Consider the following 16590-nt stretch of genomic DNA (forward strand, 5'->3'; position numbering starts at 1 on the left):
CCGGCGGTGCCCGTCGCTCAGTCGCCGCGCCGTGCGACTGCGACGCCGCCGGCGGCGAGTAGTCCGACGAGGAGGACCTGTCCGAGCACCACCGTCGCGAACACGGCCGCTCCCGGCTCGGCGGTGAACGCGTACGCGACGCCGACAGCCGCGGCGGCCGCCACGGCGCCGACCGCCACGCCGCCGGCGATACCGGTCGCCAGCCACTCCCGCCGTCGTCGAGTGTCCGCCGCGGGGTCGACGACGTCGATCCCCTCGGTGACGTGTTCGAAGACGACCTCGAGGTACTGGTCGGCCGGTTCGTCCGCGACGAGCCCCGCCGCGTCGATCCCGTCGGCTTCGTACCACTCGTTCAGCCGGTCGCGGAGGAACTCGTCGTCGACCTCGTCGATCAGCTCCCCGGCCGCCTCGATCGACTCCCGCATCGAGCTGAGCTGCCCGGCGCTTTTCGGATCGAGGCTGTCCGGGCCGCCTCCGGCCAGGTACGCAAGGGGTTTGAACGCGTCGCGGACCCCACCGACCCTCGAGACGGCCGCCGCCGCTCCGACGGCGGCGATCCCGCCGACGACGGCGAGGAGCCCCCACAGCGGGACGAAGAGCGGCTGTACCGGGGTCAACGCGTCTATTGCGACTCCCGGGAGGGCCCGGACGGTGACCGGTTCGGTGAGCGCGGCGACGAACGCGCCGCCGAGCCCCGACCACGCGAGGTAGCCGAGCGCGGCGAGAGACAGCACCGCAGCCGTCGCGGCCACGACCAGCGCCTTCGAGGTCCGCTCGAGCCGGTACGGCGGTGCGGGCCGCAGCGTCGGCGCCCGCTCGGAGGCCTCGGAGACGGCGGTCGCGAGCGACTCCTGCCACCGTCTCGGGAACACCTCGCCGTCGACCGAGCGCTCCCGTACCTCGCGGAACTCCCGCTTGGCGGCGGCGGCGCTGTCGGCCAGCCGGGCGAACGCGATCCGGTCGCCGGTCTGCGCGCGCGGCTCCACGTCGGTGTAGTTGAGGGAGCTCGGCATCACGACCACGTCGACGCCGTCGAGGAAATCCGCCCGACCGCTTCCGGAGATGGCGACGGTCCCGTCGAATCCCCGCTCGTCGCGGAGGTACGTGACGAACTCGCTCGCCTCGCGGGCGGAGGGGGTCCCGAAGTCGAGCCGCGTCCCCGGCCGCAACACCGAATCGAGCTCCTCAGCGCTGACCGCCGGCTCCGCGGTCGCGTCGTCGTCGAGGCCGTTGAACACCGCCTGGTAGTTCCCGACGTCCCTCGCGATCGCCCAGCCCGACCGGTCCGCGAACAGCCGCTCCGTCGCGCTTCGGAACTCGCGGATCAGGTCGTCGGCGTTCGGGTCGAGATAGTGGACGAGCAGCTGCTGGTTCGCGCCGCCGACCCGCCCGTTCGTGTACGCGATCACCTCGCCGGCGGCCGGGTTGTGGTAGAACAGGAGGTCGTCGAGGTACACGTCGTTCGCCGCGCCGTACGTCTCGTCGGTGGTGAGCCGCCCGGACTCGTCGTACACGAGCCGCCCGGTCGGTCCGTCGAACACCGACAGACCGGGCGCGGTCGGGAACCACGGGACCGGCTCCGTCTGGTCGTCGGACTCGTCCGCGGCCGACTCCGTCCGGGCGAACGGGTCGGGCGGCACCGTCGCGTCCGCCGGGACCGGAGAGTCGGCGGGGGCCGGCCCCGACTCCGCCGCGCCGGTCTCTCGCGGAGCGTCCTCCCGCTCCGCCGGTTCGGCCGACCCGTCGGCCGTTCGGGAGGCAGACGACGAGTCGAGGACCTCGGGATCGGTCTCGTCCGACGCACCGGACGCAGTCGAGTCCGGCTCTCCCGCCGGGTCCGGCTCTCCCGCCGGGTCCGGCTTTCCCGTCGCGTCCGGTCCCTCCGTCGGCGTCGCGGACGCCCCCGAGTCGGCCGATCGCCTCTCGTCGGCGGTCGATCCTGCCTCCTCATCGGCGGCGGTCTCCCCCGACGAGGGAGCCGAGTCCCTCGCGGTTCGGTCGCGTCGGTCCGAGCGTTCTCCGGCCGGTCGGTCGGTAGCGGGGTCGTCGACCCGCTCGCGGTCGCGGCTCGCCCCGCGCCGTCGCTCATCGGCGTCCCGCTCGTCGGTGCCACGTTCACCGGCGTCCGGTTCGGGGGCCGCGGACCGGCTCCGGTCGGGTTCGCCGCGTTCGAAGCCGGAGCGGGTCGGGTCCGCGCCGCGCCCGCTGGTCGTTCCGTCGGGATCGTCGACCTGGTCTCGACGGTCGGTGCTCTCGTCCCGCCCGTCGGTGCTTTCGCTCCGTCCGTCGGTGCTTTCGCTCCGTCCGTCGGTGCTTTCGTCTCTCGGACCGCTGTCCCGCCCGTCGTCGCGTTCCCCCGCGCGGACGGCGATCGAATCGCCGTGCCCGGCGTGGATCACGACGTCGACCCCGTCGAGCGCCTCGGTCCGCCCGTGTAGCGAGACGGCGATCGAGCCCGCTTCGAGCTTCAGCGCGTGGTTGACGAGGTCGGCCGCGGTGCTGACCTCCGGGGCGTCGACGGTCGCCGGTTCCGAGCGCTCGAACGCCTCGCTCACGTCAGCGCTCGCGTTCCCGCGGCTGCTGATCAGCCGCTTGTGGAACCGCTGTACGGTGTCCTCTATCGGCTTCCACTCGCTCGTCGAGCCCGGAACGCTCGAATCGAACGCCTCGGCCCACTCCGTCAGCCGCCTGTCGTGGTCGCGCAGGTCCACGCGTTCCGACCCGAATCTCGTCACGGCGACCCGCAGTTCGCGCGATCCGCTCTCGTCGACGACGACGAACTGCGACCGCACCGCACGGTCGTCGTCCGGGTGATATCGGAACAGGACCCCGTTCTCGACGTCGTCCCTGGCCACGTCGTCCTGCTCGTCGTTGCTCAGGGAGTCACTCCCGACCACGTTTCCCTTCGAATCCGTGACGTAGAACTCCTCCATGGGTTCACCTCCACCGCCGCCCGAGCCGGTCGAGCAGCTCTCTCGTGCCGTGTAACACCGGGTGATCCTGGTCTTCCAGCTCCGGCGAGCTCTCCGTCTCCGACCTCGACTCTCGGACGTCGAAGTTGACCATACGAGCGTTGTCCGGCTCGTACTCCGGCACGCCGGCGTGGCCCGCGGACTCCGCGTACAGCCCGCCCATGTACTTCGTCGCGTCGTACTCCGGGATGAACCGCTCGAGGATGTGCGTGCGGAACGCCTCCGGGCGGTCCGTCGCGGGCTGGGCGACCTCCTCGTGCTCGTCTTGGAACGACGGGATCGCGACGTCGGCGAAGGTGAACAGGTAGAACACGTCGTTCCCCTTCCCCTGGTACTGATCGCCCTCGTGGGTGTACTCGCCGCCGCCGAGCCGGTCGTACACCTTATCGAACACGTCGAGGTAGCTCCCGCGGTCACCGACCCCGCCGAGCTCGCCGTCGCGCGTGATCGTGCTCCACTCGGGCGCCCGGTTCTCGGCCGCGTAGCGACCGAAGTCGTCCATCGGGAGGACGAGACCGATGCTGTCGGCGTAGTACATCATGTCCTGAACGACGTACTGCATGACCGCCGCCTCTTCGAGGGCACCGCCGCTCTTCGCGTCGTACGGCCACGAGAACTTCTCGTCTCGGGGGTTGATCCCGACCGGCTCGACCCCGCCGATGAACGCCTCGTCGCCCTCGCTGTCGCGCCGCCAGCGCATGTACCGCGCGACGTCGAACGCCTCGTTGAAGCTGTCGGTGACGGTCGGATCGTCGTCGGCCGGCTTCGGTACCCGGACGTTTCGCGTATCGCCGCCGGAACCGGACTCGATCAGCTCGCCGGCGTAGTCTATCGTCCGGAGGTTGATCCGTCGCGGGAACAGGAACCCGTGTTTGAACGACAGCTGTACCGGGATGTTCTCGTTCGCCGTCGTGCTCTCGATGCCGTCGAAGCCGCGCTCTTTGAACTCGTCGGTGAGCTTCTTCAGCGGCCGGTCGGCGTGGACGTCCGTGTACATTCCCGCCGTGTAGCCGAGCCCGGCCATCCCGGTCGTCTTCCCGCTCCGGCTCGCGCCGACGAGGAGGATGTTCGTGTCTGCGGTGTACGTCCGCACGGTCCATAACACGACGAGGACGCAGCCGGTCGCGACGACGTCGATCCCGATCCCGGACGTGTTGAATCCGGATACACCCGGCGGAGAGAGGCTATACTCGACGATGTACTCGAAGAGGAAGAACACCAGCAGCCCGCCCAACACGTACAGCAGCCGCGGGAGCGCGGCGCCGAACTCGAGCTTGGCGCCCGGCCTGCCGCGCTGTTTGAGATAGTCGTGCGTCAACGGCTGGTCGTCGGTCCCACCGGACCGGTCCCGACGGAGGCCCCCGCCGATCACGCCAACGGCGACGCCGACCGCGAGGAACGGCAGGTTCTCGGCCCACTGCCAGTTCGTTGGGTCCAGCACGGTCGGGTCCTGGATCAGCGCGAGGAAGCCGATCACGGTCGCCGCGAACAGGAGGTACCCGTACAGGTACTTGTAATGGTCCAGCGAGATCAGGATCATTAGCCCGAGTATCGCCCCGATCGGGATCACGAGCGTCGGCTCCGCGGCCGTCCCGAACGCGTCGTTTATCACCCCGTCGATCGCTGCGAGCAGTTCGCTCCGCGGGTCGAGCGCTGCGGGCACCATGTTCTGGAACAGCCGATATGTCGAGTAGCCGAGTACGACGATCAGCGCAAACAGCGTTGCGAGCTCGCGACGAAACGTCGGCTTCCGGAGCCACCACGTGTTCATCTGTCCTCGATCACCATCGGAACCGTACACATCCCCGACAATAAATATAGGTGCCGCGAGCGCTCCCTCCCCTGCCCCGTCCCGCGACGGCGTCGCTTCGGGAACACGATTATATCCGCGCCCGTACAGGGTGCTGACATGAGCCTCTCGCTCGACGCGACCCAACTCGACCGCTACTCCAGGCACGTCATCCTCGACGACGTCGGTCCGGAGGGGCAAAAGCGGCTGCTCGACGGACGCGTCCTCGTCGTGGGCGCCGGCGGACTCGGATCGCCCGCGATCCAGTACCTCGCGGCCGCGGGCGTCGGAACGATCGGCATCGTCGACGACGACGACGTCGAGCGGTCGAACCTCCAGCGACAGGTGATCCACGGCGACGACGACGTGGGGCGTACGAAGGTCGACTCGGCGGCCGACTTCGTCGCCGACCTCAATCCCGACGTCGACGTCGAGCGCCACGAACTCCGGCTCGACGCGGGCAACGCCCGGGAACTGATCTCCGGTTACGACGTGATCGTCGACTGCTCGGACAACTTCGCCACCCGCTACGTGGTGAACGACGCCGCCCGGATCGAGGGCGTTCCCGTCTCGCACGGCGCCATCTACAAGTTCGAGGGGCAGGTGACGACGCTCTCGCCCGACGGCCCCTGCTACCGCTGTCTGTTCCCGGAGCCGCCGGAACCCGGAACGGTGCCGGACTGCGCCAGCACCGGCGTCCTCGGCGTCCTCCCCGGGACCGTCGGCTGCCTCCAGGCGACGGAAGCGGTGAAACTGCTCGTCGGCGTCGGCGAGCCGCTCGTCGGGCGGATGCTGTTTTACGACGCGATGGACCTCTCGTTCGAGACCGTGCCGTACGCGCGCGACCCGGACTGTCCGGTGTGCGGCGACGACGGTATCGACGCCATCGACGGTATCGACTACGCGGCCGGGTGTCAGGTCGACGCGGCCTGACCACCTCTGTCTGCGGGCATCGCGACCGTCACCCGCTCACAGCGACCGCTCGGTCATGGCGGCCTCCGCGGTGGCCCCGGCGTCCCCGCCCGCGAACCCCGACCGGACGCACCACCGACAGTACTGGTAGCCGGTGCGGTTCTCGGCGCCGCAGTGCCGGCAGACGACCGTCTCCCCGTCGGCGTCGAGCGGCGGGGGACCGTCCCCGTCGCCCTCCTCGCCCGTCCGGTCGGCGTCCGGGTCGCGGCCGAGCGCGAGCGTCGGGCCGACGCCCTCCCCGTCGCCGTCCGCGTCAGACGACCCGGTCGCGACCGAGCCGAACAGCTCCGCGGGGTCGCGGCTCCGCCGGACGAGCAGCCAGGTCACCGCGAGGTTGAGCGCCGCGATGCCGACGAATATCGCGGCGAGCGGGAGGAGCTGGTCACCCGTCATGTGCGTACTGTTACCATCCCAGCGTTTTGTGTCTGACGGTGGGACGGGTCGCCCGGGGCGGCGACGCCGCTCGGCCGGGTCGGACGGTCCGGTTCAGCCGGAATCGGCGGGCTCCGCTCCAGAGTACTCTTGAGGCCGCCGGTCGAAGTCGCACCCGCATGAAGGAGACGATTCACACGGACGACGCCCCGGCGGCGGTGGGCGCGTACAGCCAGGCGGCGACCGACGGCGACCTCGTGTTCACGGCCGGGCAGATCCCGCTGACGCCCGAGGGCGACCTGCTCGACGACGCGCCGATTGCGGTCCAGACGGAGCAGGCGCTCGACAACCTCCTCGCGGTGCTGGAGGAGGCGGGCGCCGGTCCCGAGGACGTGCTCAAGACGACGGTGTTCATGGCCGACATCGACGATTTCGACGAGATGAACGAGACGTACGCCGGCTACTTCGACGAGTCGCCGCCGGCCCGCTCCGCGGTCGAGGCGGGCGCGCTCCCGAAGGGCGCCGGCGTCGAGATCGAGGCGGTCGCCGTCGTCGAGTAGATGGCCGACGGCGAGGGCGGTTCCGAGCCGGGGAGCGAGTCGGACGCCGCGACCGACGGGTCCGTGCCCGCGCCCGGCGCGGCGGCGACCCCGCGCGCCCGAGTGCGCTCGGCGGCGCTGTGGGGGATCGTCGGCGGGTTCGCCTTCCTTGTCCTCGCGCAGGGGTACCGGCTCCTCGGGCCCGGATCGCTGCCGATCGGGTTCGGGGGGTTGGCGCTCGTCGCGGTCGCGGTCGCGGCCGCGTCGGCCGGTATTACGTACCTCGCCGAGGCCCGGGTGCGTGCGAAAAGAAGGACTTAACAGTCGCACCGGATTATCTCCGCGTGAGCCAGGATGGCCGAGTGGTAAGGCGCACGCCTGGAAAGCGTGTTCCCATCCGGGATCGGGGGTTCAAATCCCTCTCCTGGCGTTTTCGACGAACAACACGGCGAGCGGAGCGAGCCGTTCGTCGAAAACCCTGACGGAGGGATTTGAACCAGGGAGTGGAGCGAGCGGTGCGAGGTGCGAGCGAAGCGAGCACCTCGATTGCGAGCGGAACGACTGAGGTTCAAATCCCTCTCCTGGCGCTTCGCTGTCGCAACAACGAGCGAGGAGCGACAGCGACGAGCGAGTCGGGTGTCGGCGACCCTGTCTAATTGTCTATTTATAAGCAAACGACTGACGTCGCTGTTGATTGTTTATAAACGGTTGACTGCGGATCGACGGCGAACTCCTCCAAAGCCCCAGCCGCGAGGGCGGCGTACGCTCTCTCGAACCACGCTCCTCGTCGCTCGCTTCGCTCGCTCCTGCGGTCCTTGCGTCGTCATCAGAACGCTTCGCGTTCTGATTGGCTCACGAGAGCTCTGCTCTCGTGAACGCCTACGCCGCCCTCGCGGCTGCCCCTTTGAGTCCCGCCCGACCGCACCGCAACCGCAGCCTCACGCCTCCCCAGCCTCGTCGGGCGCGTCCTTCGGGCTCCCTTCGGTCGCCCTCGGAGCGCCCGACTCCCTCGCGCGGCGCTCCTCGCGCCCTGCGGGCGCTCGGAGGCGCGCGCCACCGCTCTTGTTTATAAGTGACTGTCGCTGCCGCCCGTCGACATTTAAACAGCCAGCCGCTGTGGGCCTGCGCTGCTCCGATGGCGTCCCCTCCTGCTGCTCTCGGACACGTCCGCACACCGACACAAGATTCATATGTGTGGGAAGTGTTCACACGGATGACGATGCCAGACACGAAATCGGGCCGCGAGCGGAAAGGGAGGAACAAGCGCCGCCAACTCGAGAACCACCTCGCTCGGCGCGAACTCGACGCGGACGACGAACCGCCGGAACCGTACCGCGAGGCCACAGACGCGGAGTTCCTCGCCGAGTCCGACGACGCGGCCCGGTGACGGTCGCGCGCCGATTCGTTCTTTGAGGCCATCCGTCCCCGAGCCTGCCCGCAATCTCGCGTCGCGAAAGCTTTAGACCCGGGAGCGGCGTATCTCGGCGCAATGAGTCGCGGCCCCGAGCTGATAATCACGGAGAAGGACAACGCGGCGCGGCGCATCGCCGACATCCTGAGCGGCGAGTCCGCGACCGCGGAGCGGATGAACGACGTCAACGTCTACGAGTGGGGCGGCAAGCGGTGTATCGGGCTCTCCGGCCACGTCGTCGGCGTCGACTTCCCCGCCGAGTACAACGACTGGCGCGACGTCGAGCCCGTCGAGCTGATCGACGCGCCCGTCACGAAGACCCCGACGCAGGAGGGGATCGTCGCCGCGCTCCGGCGGCTCGCCCGCAACGCCTCGCGGGTCGTCATCGCGACCGACTACGACCGCGAGGGCGAGCTGATCGGCAAGGAGGCGTACGAGCTCGTCCGCGAGGTGAACGAGGGCGTCCCCGTCGACCGCGTGCGCTTCTCGTCGATCACCGAAAACGAGGTCCGGGAGGCGTTCGCGAACCCCGACGACCTCGACTTCGAGCTGGCGGCCGCCGGCGAGGCTCGCCAGACTATCGACCTCACGTGGGGCGCGGCGCTCACTCGGTTCCTCTCACTGTCCGCGCGACAGATGGGCGACGACTTCATCTCCGTCGGCCGGGTCCAGGGCCCGACGCTCAAGCTCATCGTGGACCGCGAGCGGGAGATCCAGGCGTTCGACCCCGAGTCCTACTGGGAGCTGACGGGCGAGCTGGCGAAGTCGGGCGGCGACCCGTTCGAGGCGCGCTACTTCTACTTAAACGACGAGGGCAACGAGCGCGAGCGCGTCTGGGACGAGGCGGTCGCCGAGACGCTCACCGAGGCGCTCGCCGCGGCCGAGGGCGCGACCGTCGACGACGTGACTCGTCGGACACAGACCGACGACCCGCCGACGCCGTTCAACACCACCGCGTTCATCCGCGCGGCGGGGTCGCTCGGCTACTCCGCGCAGCGCGCCATGTCCCTCGCGGAGGACCTCTACACCGCGGGCTACGTCACGTACCCGCGGACCGACAACACGGTGTACCCGGACGATCTGGAGCCCGAGGAGCTGATCGAGGAGTTCTCGGCGGCCTCGACGTTCGGCCAAGACGCCGCGAGCCTGCTCGCCGAGGACCGCGAGATCGAGCCGACCGAGGGCGACGAGGAGACGACGGACCACCCGCCGATCCACCCGACCGGTGAGCTCCCCTCGGCCTCGGACCTCTCCGACGACGAGTGGGAGGTGTACGAGCTGATCGTCCGCCGCTTCCTCGCCACCTGCGCCGACCCCGCGACGTGGGAGCGGCTGCGCGTCGTCGCGCTCGCGAACGGCGAGGCGACGCCCATCGCCGAGGGCGCCGACGGGCTCGCCGCGCTCCGTAACCCGGACGACGCGGCGACGCCGGCCGACCTCGTCGCGGACGGCGGCCTCCGGCTGAAGGCCAACGGGAAACGGCTGCTGGAGGCCGGCTACCACGAGGTCTACCCGTACCGCTCCAGCGACGAGCGGATCGTTCCCGACGTCGAGGTCGGCGAGACGCTGTCGCTGTCGGACCGCGCCACGGAGGGCAAGGAGACGCAGCCGCCCCGTCGCTACGGGCAGTCCCGGCTCATCGAGGAGATGGAGAAGCGACAGCTGGGGACGAAGGCGACCCGCCACCGGACCATCGAGAAGCTGTACGACCGCAATTACGTCGAGGGCGACCCGCCCCGGCCGACCCGGCTGGCCGAGGCGGTGGTCGAGGCGGCCGAGGAGTTCGCCGACCGGATCGTGAGCGAGGAGATGACCGCCCAGCTCGAACGGGACATGGCGGCCATCGCGGCCGGCGAGAAGGAGTACGACGAGGTGACCGAGGCCTCCCGCGACCTGCTCTCGCGCGTGTTCGACGACCTCACCGAGTCGCGCGAGGCGGTCGGTGACCACCTCCAGACGTCGCTGAAGGCCGACAAGACGCTCGGGCCGTGTCCGGAGTGCGGCTCGGACCTCCTCGTTCGGAAATCGCGGCAGGGGTCGTACTTCGTCGGCTGCGACGGCTACCCCGACTGCGAGTACACCCTGCCGCTCCCCTCGACCGGGAAGCCGATCATCCTCGACGAGACCTGCGATGACCACGATCTCCGCCGCGTGAAGATGCTCGCCGGCCGGAAGACGTTCGTCCACGGCTGCCCGCAGTGTAAGGCCGACGAGGCCGACGAGCAGGAAGACGAGGTGATCGGTGTCTGTCCGGACTGTGGCGAGGAGCACGGCGGCGACCTCGCGATCAAGCGGCTCCGCTCCGGCTCCCGGCTCGTCGGCTGTACGCGGTACCCCGACTGCGACTACTCGCTGCCGCTCCCCCGCCGCGGCGAGATCGAGATCACCGACGAGCGCTGCGAGGAACACGACCTCCCGCACCTCCGGGTCCACTCCGGCGACGACCTGTGGGAGCTGGGGTGTCCGATCTGTAATTACCGCGAGTTCACGGCCCGCCAGGAGGGGTCGGAGCTTCAGGCAGTCGACGGGATCGGAGAGAAGACCGCCGCGAAGCTGAAAGACGCCGGCGTCGACGGCGTCGACGAACTCAAGTCGGCCGACCCGGACGACCTGGCGGCCGACGTCGACGGCGTCGGGGTCGACACCGTCCGCGACTGGCAGGCGAAGGCCGACTGACCCGCCGCGACGCCGACTCCGCCCGCCTCCATCGAGCCGCAACCGCTGGCTCCCCCGACGCGGCGGGTCTCGCCGCGACCCCTAAAAGCATAAACACAAATATCCGGAGCGTCTCAATAGGCAACAGATGGGAGACCGCGACGCGGACCCCCCGGGCGACGCGCCGTCGACGTCGGACGGCGACGCCGCCACCGGAATTCTCCGGGCGTTCGTCGAGGCGATCCCGACCCCGACGCTGGTCTGTGACCCGGAGACGCTGACGATCCGGGCCGCGAACCCGCCCGCCGTCGACCTCCTCGGGCACGACCGCGGCACGCTGACGCTGATGGGCCTCTCCGATGTCGGCGAGACGGATACCACAGTCGCCGGGGAGCCGGTCAACGACGTCGCCGCGGCGGCCGCCGATTCCCCCGCTTCCGGCGGGCCCGACTCCCCGGTCGAGCGGTTCGAGTGGGACGTCCGGCTCGGCGACCCGGGGCTCCGGGTCGACGCGGCGCTCCACGCGGCGACGATAGCCGGCGACGAGTGGCTCGTCGTCGGGCTCTCCGACGCCACCGACCGCGTCGCCGCGGAGACCCAACGCGACGCGGAGCGCCGACTGGTCGACGCCGTCGCGGCCGCGGTGCCGCTCGCGCTGTTCCGCTGTACGGAGGAGGGGACGCTCGCCCGGTGGAACGACCGGCTGGCGACCGACTCCGGCTACGGGCCCGAGTCGCTGTCGGGGCGCGCGCTCACCTCGCTGTTCGACGAGGGGACGAGGGGGGCCGTGAGCGACGCGCTCGCCCGGGTGTACCGCGAGGGCGAGGTGGTCTCCAGCGAGGCGCGGCTGCTCACCCGCTCCGGCGAGCGCGTCCCGTACCGGCTCTCGGTCGGTCCCGTCACCGACGGCGACCGGGTCGTCGGCGCGGTCGGCGTCGGCGAGGACCTCACCGAGGCGTCGCTCAGGGAGGAGCGACTCGCGGTGTTGACGCGCGTACTGCGCCACAACTTCCGGAACGACCTCAACGTGGTCACCGGGTTCACCGGGCGGGCCATCGAAGCGATCGACGACCCGGACTTGGCCGCCGAACTCGAACGGGTCGTCGACACCGCCGAGCGGTTACTGCGCCTCGGAGAGACCTCGCGAAAGGTGGAGCGGCTGCTCTCCCGGCGCCCCTCGCCGCGGCCGGTCGCGCTCGCGCCCGCGGTGGACGCGGCGCTCGAATCGCTCGACTCGGCCGTCCGCGGGCGGGCCGCCGTCGACGTCGACATCCCCGAGGGGCTCGCCGTCTCCGCCGTCGCGTTCCTCCCCGAAGCGATCACCGAACTCGTCGACAACGCGATCCGGCACAACGACACCGACGACCCGCGGGTCCGGATCTCGGCCGCGGAGCTGCCGAGCGAGTCGTGGGTCTCGCTCGTCGTCGCGGACGACGGACCGGGGATCCCGCCGGCCGAGCGCGCCGTGCTCACCGGCGAGGAGACGCCGCTCGAACACGCGAGCGGGCTCGGGCTCTGGTACGTGAACTGGATCGTCACCGCGGGCGGCGGGAGCCTCGACATCGCCGAGAGCAAGGCCGGCGGGAGTCGGATCGAGCTCTCGCTGCGGGCCGCGGAGGAGCCGCTCCCGGAGGACGCGGAGCTGTTCGACCTCGACGCGTTCGACGGCGACACGTAGCTCTCGGGGACCCGCTCACTCGACCAGCCGAAGCTCGTCGCCGACCGCCACCGACTCGGCCGCGCCGGCCGGCAGTTCGACGACGGTGTCGGCGCGGCCGCGGCCCAGCCCGACGAACGTCGCGAGCCGCTTTTTCGCCCTCACCTCACCGTCGACGAGCCACACCGCGTCGATCCCGAACGGCACGAACAGCATGTGGAGCCACCGCGTGTCGGGCTCGTCGAAGGGGAACACCAGCGCGTAGTCGTCCGGGACAGACCGTCGGAACATCAGCCCTCGGGCCCGTTCGAGCGTCGAGCGCGCGACGTCGACGTCGCTCGCGAGGACGGTCTCAAACCGGTCGCTCCCCGACTCGGGGCGGTGAACGAGTCGCACGCCCGCACCCTCGCCGCGGGCGGATAAATAGCCTCCCGTTCGGGGTTAGCTCGCGCTCCCGTACGTCTCTTCGAGGTACTCGACGATGTCGTCGCTCTCGGGCATCCCCTCGACCCCGTGCTCCTCGTCGACGAGGACGGGGACGCCGGTCTGCCCGGAGACCTCCTCGACCTCGGTGCGCTCGCCGTGCGAGCGCGGCACCATCACGGAGTCGTACTCTACGTCGAGTTCCGACAGCTTCGTCTTTACCTTCGCGCAGTACGGACAGCCTTCCAGTTCGTAGAGGGTTAGATTCGCCATCACCGTCACGTACGGCCCGGATCCGTAAAGAGGTGCGGCCGCGGATGCGTCGGGCGCGCACGGGCGGTCGGGGCGGGCGCATCGACGATCGTCCCGTCCCGGCCGTGGACTCGGGGAGAGGGGAGGCTACCGGGTAGTGCGCGAAAACGGGGGAAAATCGGAGCGTTCGAACGGGGGAAGTCGTCGGGCGATCGCGGTCGGGTCGACGCCTATGGAGATCTGTTTCCGACGGATTCCCGGCTTGCGGGTCGCTTTCGCTCCCCGCTCGCCGTCCGAGGTTCCGAAGGAACCTCGCTTACATCGACTGCGTCAGGCGGAGCCTGACGGTCTATGGAAACCGGTCAGAGACCGATTTTACATAGCGCCGCCCATACCGCCCATGCCGCCCATGCCGCCGCCGGGGGCGCCGCCCTCGTCGTCGCCGCCCGACGTCGAGAGGTCGCCCGCCGAGATGATGTCGTCGATTTTCAAGACCAGGTTCGCCGCCTCGGCCGCCGAGGAGATCGCCTGCTCTTTCGCGTGGGCCGTCTCGACGACGCCCGCGTCGGCCGTGTCGACGACCTCGTCCGCGAACACGTCGAGCCCGGCGTTCCGGTCGCCGGCCTCGTGGGCCGCGCGCAGGTCGACCAGCAGGTCGATCGCGTCGAGGCCCGCGTTCTCCGCGAGCACGCGGGGAATCAGTTCGAGGGAGTCCGCGAACGCCTCGACCGCGAGCTGCTCGCGGCCGGAGACGGAGTCGGCGTAGTCGCGCAGGCGGCGCGCGATCTCGACCTCGACCGCGCCGCCGCCGGGCAGGGTGCGCCCGTCGGAGACGGTCGTCGAGACCACGTCGATGGCGTCCTGAATGCCGCGTTCGAGCTCGTCGACGACGTGCTCGGTGGTGCCGTACAGGAGGAGCGTGACGCCGTGGGCGTCCTCGCCCTCGACGTAGAACAGCTCCTCGTCGTCGTCGCGCTCGATCGAGCCGACCGCGAGGTCGTCGGCGGTGAGCGAGTCGAGGTCGGTGACGATCGGCGCGCCGAGGACGTTCTTCAGGAACGTCAGGTCGGACTTCTTCGTCCGGCGGACCGCGAGGATGCCCTCCTTCGCGAGGTAGTGCTGCGCGAGGTCGTCGATGCCCTTCTGACAGAAGACGACGTCGGCGCCGGAGTCGACGATCTGATCGACCTTCTCGCGGAGCTGCTCTTCCTCCTGGTCGAGGAACTTCTGGAGCTGGTCCGGGGAGTCGACGTTGACGGAGGTGTCGACGTCGGCCTCCTCGACCTCGATCGGGTCGTTGAGGAGGAGGACATTCGCCGACTCGAAGTCGGTCGGCATGTCCTCGTGGACCGGGTCCTTGTCGATCGCCGCGCCGGAGAGCAGGCGGGACTCGCCCGCCGCGCGACCGGTGCGCGTCTCGATGTTGAGGTTCGCCAGGTCGACCACGTGAGAGCCGTCGTCGGCCTCGACCGTGACGCCCTGAATCGCGCGGACGACGAGGTCGGCGAGGGTCTCCTTGTCGAGTTCGGCGCCCTTCCCGGTCATCGACGTCTCGGCGACGTTCCGCAGCGTCTCCGTGTCGTCGGGGTCGACCCGGGTGGCGACCTCGTCGACCTGCTCACGGGCGTACTCGCTCGCGAGGTTGAACCCCTTGATCACCGCCGTCGGGTGGATGTCCTGCTCGAGGAGGTCCTGGGCGTTTTTCAGCAGCTCGCCCGCGATGGCGACCGCGCTGGTCGTCCCGTCGCCGGCCTCGTCCTCCTGTGTCTCGGCGACCTCGACGACCATCTCGGCGGTCGGGTTGTCGATGTCCATCTCCTGGAGGATGGTGACGCCGTCGTTGGTGATGGTGACGTCGCCCGTCGAGGTGACGAGCATCTTGTCCATCCCTTTCGGTCCGAGCGTCGATCGGACGGACTCGGCGACGCCGCGCGCCGCGGAGATGTTGTACTCCTGTGCGTCCTTGTCCTGGACGCGCTGGGCGTCCTCGCCCATGATGATCATCGGCTGGCCCTGCTGCATTCGCTGACTCATACAGCGTTTGATTGATTGTGATTCTATATAAATGTCTCGTTGACGGCCGGCCGGCTGCGAGCGATCGATCCCGAGACGCGTCACCGGAAACCGCACGACATCCCGCCGTTCGGTCGTAATTCGTGTGGGGAGTTAGCATTGATCTTCGTCCGTCAGTGAACGCCGATTCTCGGGCATTTATATGTTACTTCGCGCTCCCGCGTTACCCCGGACTACTCCCGCGTCACACCGGAACTCCGCCGGCCAGGAGCGCGGCGTCGACGAGCAGCAGGACGGCCAGTCCCGCGCTCGCTAGCAGGTAGGGTCGGGCGACCGCCGCCAACCGGGCGGATCCGGGCGTGCGCCCGACGCCGTCGAGCGCGTCGATGGGAAACCCCTCGGCCATGTACCGGCCCCACCCGACCTCGGGGTCGACCTCGCGGCGCATCCGGAGGACGCCCAGTTCGACGAGGCCATTCATTACGCCCCACAGCGACAGCATCGCGAGGACGGCCCGTCCCCGGCCGGTCGTCGCGAGGGCCTCCAGCGGCGTGTACAGCCGCCAGATCATGTACGCGCCCGTGGCGGGGAGGACGACCCCGGTCCAGCGCGTGACCATGAGGAGGCGGTGCGCGGCGTCGACGAACGCGTCGCGGCCGAGCGTCCCGTCGGTCGCCCGCGGCAGGGTCGCGTAGACGACGTACAGCGTCGCACCGGTCCACAGGGCCCCGGAGAGCACGTGGAGGACGAAGGCAGTCGTGAGCACCACGGGACCGACTGGGAGCGAGAGCGGCAAAAAGGCCGCCCCGGACAGGATCGGTGCGGTCACAGCGGTCCGTCACTCAGCGTCGGTCCGTCACTCAGCGTCGGTCCGTCACTCAGCGTCGGTCCGTCACTTCGCGTCGGTCCGTCACTCAGCGTCGGTTGGCACCGCGTCCAGCGCCGCCTCGACGACCCGCACCGCGCTCGCGCCGTCGCGGCGGGGGACCACGCAGACGAGCGCGTCGCCAGCCGCGCCCGCGGCCACGACCCCGACGTCCGCGGCGGCGAGCCTGCCGAGCGCGCCCGCCAGCGCGGCGGGGTCGACGTCGCCCGCCGCGAGGATCGCCGTGCGGTCGCCGCCGTCGACGACCCCCGCGCCGCCGACGCGGAGGAGAGGGACATCACCCGGGTCGCCGTCGTCCGCGTCGGCGGCGTTCGCGTCGTCGACCACGCCCACGCCGCTCCGCATGGTGACGCTCGCGGTGCGCGCCTCCGTCTCGTACGCCGGGAGGTCCTCCCGGAAGCGGCGGAGTGCGGCCGCGATCGCGTCCGGGTCGCCGTCGAGGTCGGCCCGCTCGGCGAGCCAGGTCGCGGCGGCGCTGTGGTTCACCAGTCCGGCGCGGAGCGCGTCCCGGATGAACGGGTTCGCTCGGACCGCCTCCCGCGTCTCGGCTGCCAGCGACATGCGCGAGGCTGCGCGTCGGGCGGGCAAGATCGTTTCGGTCGCGCCGGGGATCCCGCCCCGGAGACGGATCGGAGATTCTCGTCGCCCC

14 protein-coding genes and 1 tRNA gene are annotated in these 16590 nt (G+C 70.3%); 7 read left to right on the plus strand and 8 right to left on the minus strand.

Features of this window, described 5'->3' with window-relative positions:
* Positions 1 to 17: 17 nt before the first annotated feature.
* On the minus strand, positions 18 to 2933 hold the full coding sequence (locus tag BM286_RS15545; RefSeq protein WP_092920862.1) for a hypothetical protein: 2916 nt from the start codon (positions 2931 to 2933) through the stop codon (positions 18 to 20).
* A gap of 4 nt (positions 2934 to 2937) precedes the next feature.
* The gene (locus BM286_RS07040) at positions 2938 to 4743 is read right to left on the minus strand and encodes a hypothetical protein (protein WP_092920863.1); all 1806 of its coding nucleotides are present in this window, start codon (positions 4741 to 4743) and stop codon (positions 2938 to 2940) included.
* A 138-nt stretch (positions 4744 to 4881) separates the two neighbouring features.
* On the opposite strand from BM286_RS07040, the gene ubaA reads away from it, so the two are divergent.
* A complete protein-coding gene (gene ubaA / locus BM286_RS07045; RefSeq protein WP_092920864.1) occupies positions 4882 to 5694 on the plus strand; it encodes an SAMP-activating enzyme E1 in 813 nt (270 codons plus the stop codon).
* A gap of 36 nt (positions 5695 to 5730) precedes the next feature.
* On the opposite strand, the gene BM286_RS07050 is transcribed toward ubaA, so the two are convergent.
* Complete coding sequence (locus tag BM286_RS07050) at positions 5731 to 6126, minus strand: DUF7577 domain-containing protein (protein ID WP_092920865.1); 396 nt, start codon at positions 6124 to 6126, stop codon at positions 5731 to 5733.
* 158 nt (positions 6127 to 6284) lie between these two features.
* Between BM286_RS07050 and BM286_RS07055 the strand changes: the two genes are divergently transcribed.
* From BM286_RS07055 to BM286_RS07075, 6 genes are all read left to right on the plus strand, one after another.
* Complete coding sequence (locus tag BM286_RS07055; RefSeq protein WP_092920866.1) at positions 6285 to 6665, plus strand: Rid family detoxifying hydrolase; 381 nt, start codon at positions 6285 to 6287, stop codon at positions 6663 to 6665.
* Positions 6666 to 6965 carry a hypothetical protein gene (locus tag BM286_RS07060; RefSeq protein ID WP_092920867.1) on the plus strand — a complete coding sequence of 100 codons (300 nt, stop codon included), beginning with the start codon at positions 6666 to 6668 and terminating at the stop codon, positions 6963 to 6965.
* 27 nt (positions 6966 to 6992) lie between these two features.
* Positions 6993 to 7074: transfer RNA gene (locus tag BM286_RS07065), tRNA-Ser, on the plus strand.
* 789 nt (positions 7075 to 7863) lie between these two features.
* Positions 7864 to 8031, plus strand: a complete 168-nt coding sequence (locus BM286_RS15550) for a hypothetical protein (protein ID WP_006111840.1) — start codon at positions 7864 to 7866, stop codon at positions 8029 to 8031.
* A gap of 102 nt (positions 8032 to 8133) precedes the next feature.
* Positions 8134 to 10731 carry a DNA topoisomerase I gene (locus BM286_RS07070; RefSeq protein WP_092920868.1) on the plus strand — a complete coding sequence of 866 codons (2598 nt, stop codon included), beginning with the start codon at positions 8134 to 8136 and terminating at the stop codon, positions 10729 to 10731.
* A gap of 127 nt (positions 10732 to 10858) precedes the next feature.
* Positions 10859 to 12388 (plus strand): PAS domain-containing sensor histidine kinase, encoded by a 1530-nt coding sequence (locus BM286_RS07075; RefSeq protein WP_092920869.1) that lies wholly within the window; start codon positions 10859 to 10861, stop codon positions 12386 to 12388.
* Positions 12389 to 12403: 15 nt separating this feature from the next.
* Here the strand turns inward: BM286_RS07075 and BM286_RS07080 are convergent, their stop codons facing one another.
* From BM286_RS07080 to BM286_RS07100, 5 genes are all read right to left on the minus strand, one after another.
* Positions 12404 to 12763 carry a DUF192 domain-containing protein gene (locus BM286_RS07080; RefSeq protein ID WP_092920870.1) on the minus strand — a complete coding sequence of 120 codons (360 nt, stop codon included), beginning with the start codon at positions 12761 to 12763 and terminating at the stop codon, positions 12404 to 12406.
* A 45-nt stretch (positions 12764 to 12808) separates the two neighbouring features.
* A complete protein-coding gene (locus tag BM286_RS07085) occupies positions 12809 to 13063 on the minus strand; it encodes a glutathione S-transferase N-terminal domain-containing protein (RefSeq protein WP_092920871.1) in 255 nt (84 codons plus the stop codon).
* Between the two features lie 354 nt (positions 13064 to 13417).
* The gene (gene thsB, locus BM286_RS07090) at positions 13418 to 15064 is read right to left on the minus strand and encodes a thermosome subunit beta (RefSeq protein WP_092921343.1); all 1647 of its coding nucleotides are present in this window, start codon (positions 15062 to 15064) and stop codon (positions 13418 to 13420) included.
* Between the two features lie 235 nt (positions 15065 to 15299).
* Positions 15300 to 15824: a copper resistance protein CopD gene (locus BM286_RS07095; RefSeq protein ID WP_092920872.1), complete on the minus strand. Its 525-nt coding sequence runs from the start codon at positions 15822 to 15824 to the stop codon at positions 15300 to 15302.
* A 141-nt stretch (positions 15825 to 15965) separates the two neighbouring features.
* Positions 15966 to 16502: a DUF7523 family protein gene (locus BM286_RS07100; RefSeq protein WP_092920873.1), complete on the minus strand. Its 537-nt coding sequence runs from the start codon at positions 16500 to 16502 to the stop codon at positions 15966 to 15968.
* Positions 16503 to 16590 lie beyond the last annotated feature (88 nt).

Source organism: Halorubrum sodomense (assembly GCF_900111935.1).
Taxonomy (GTDB): domain Archaea; phylum Halobacteriota; class Halobacteria; order Halobacteriales; family Haloferacaceae; genus Halorubrum; species Halorubrum sodomense.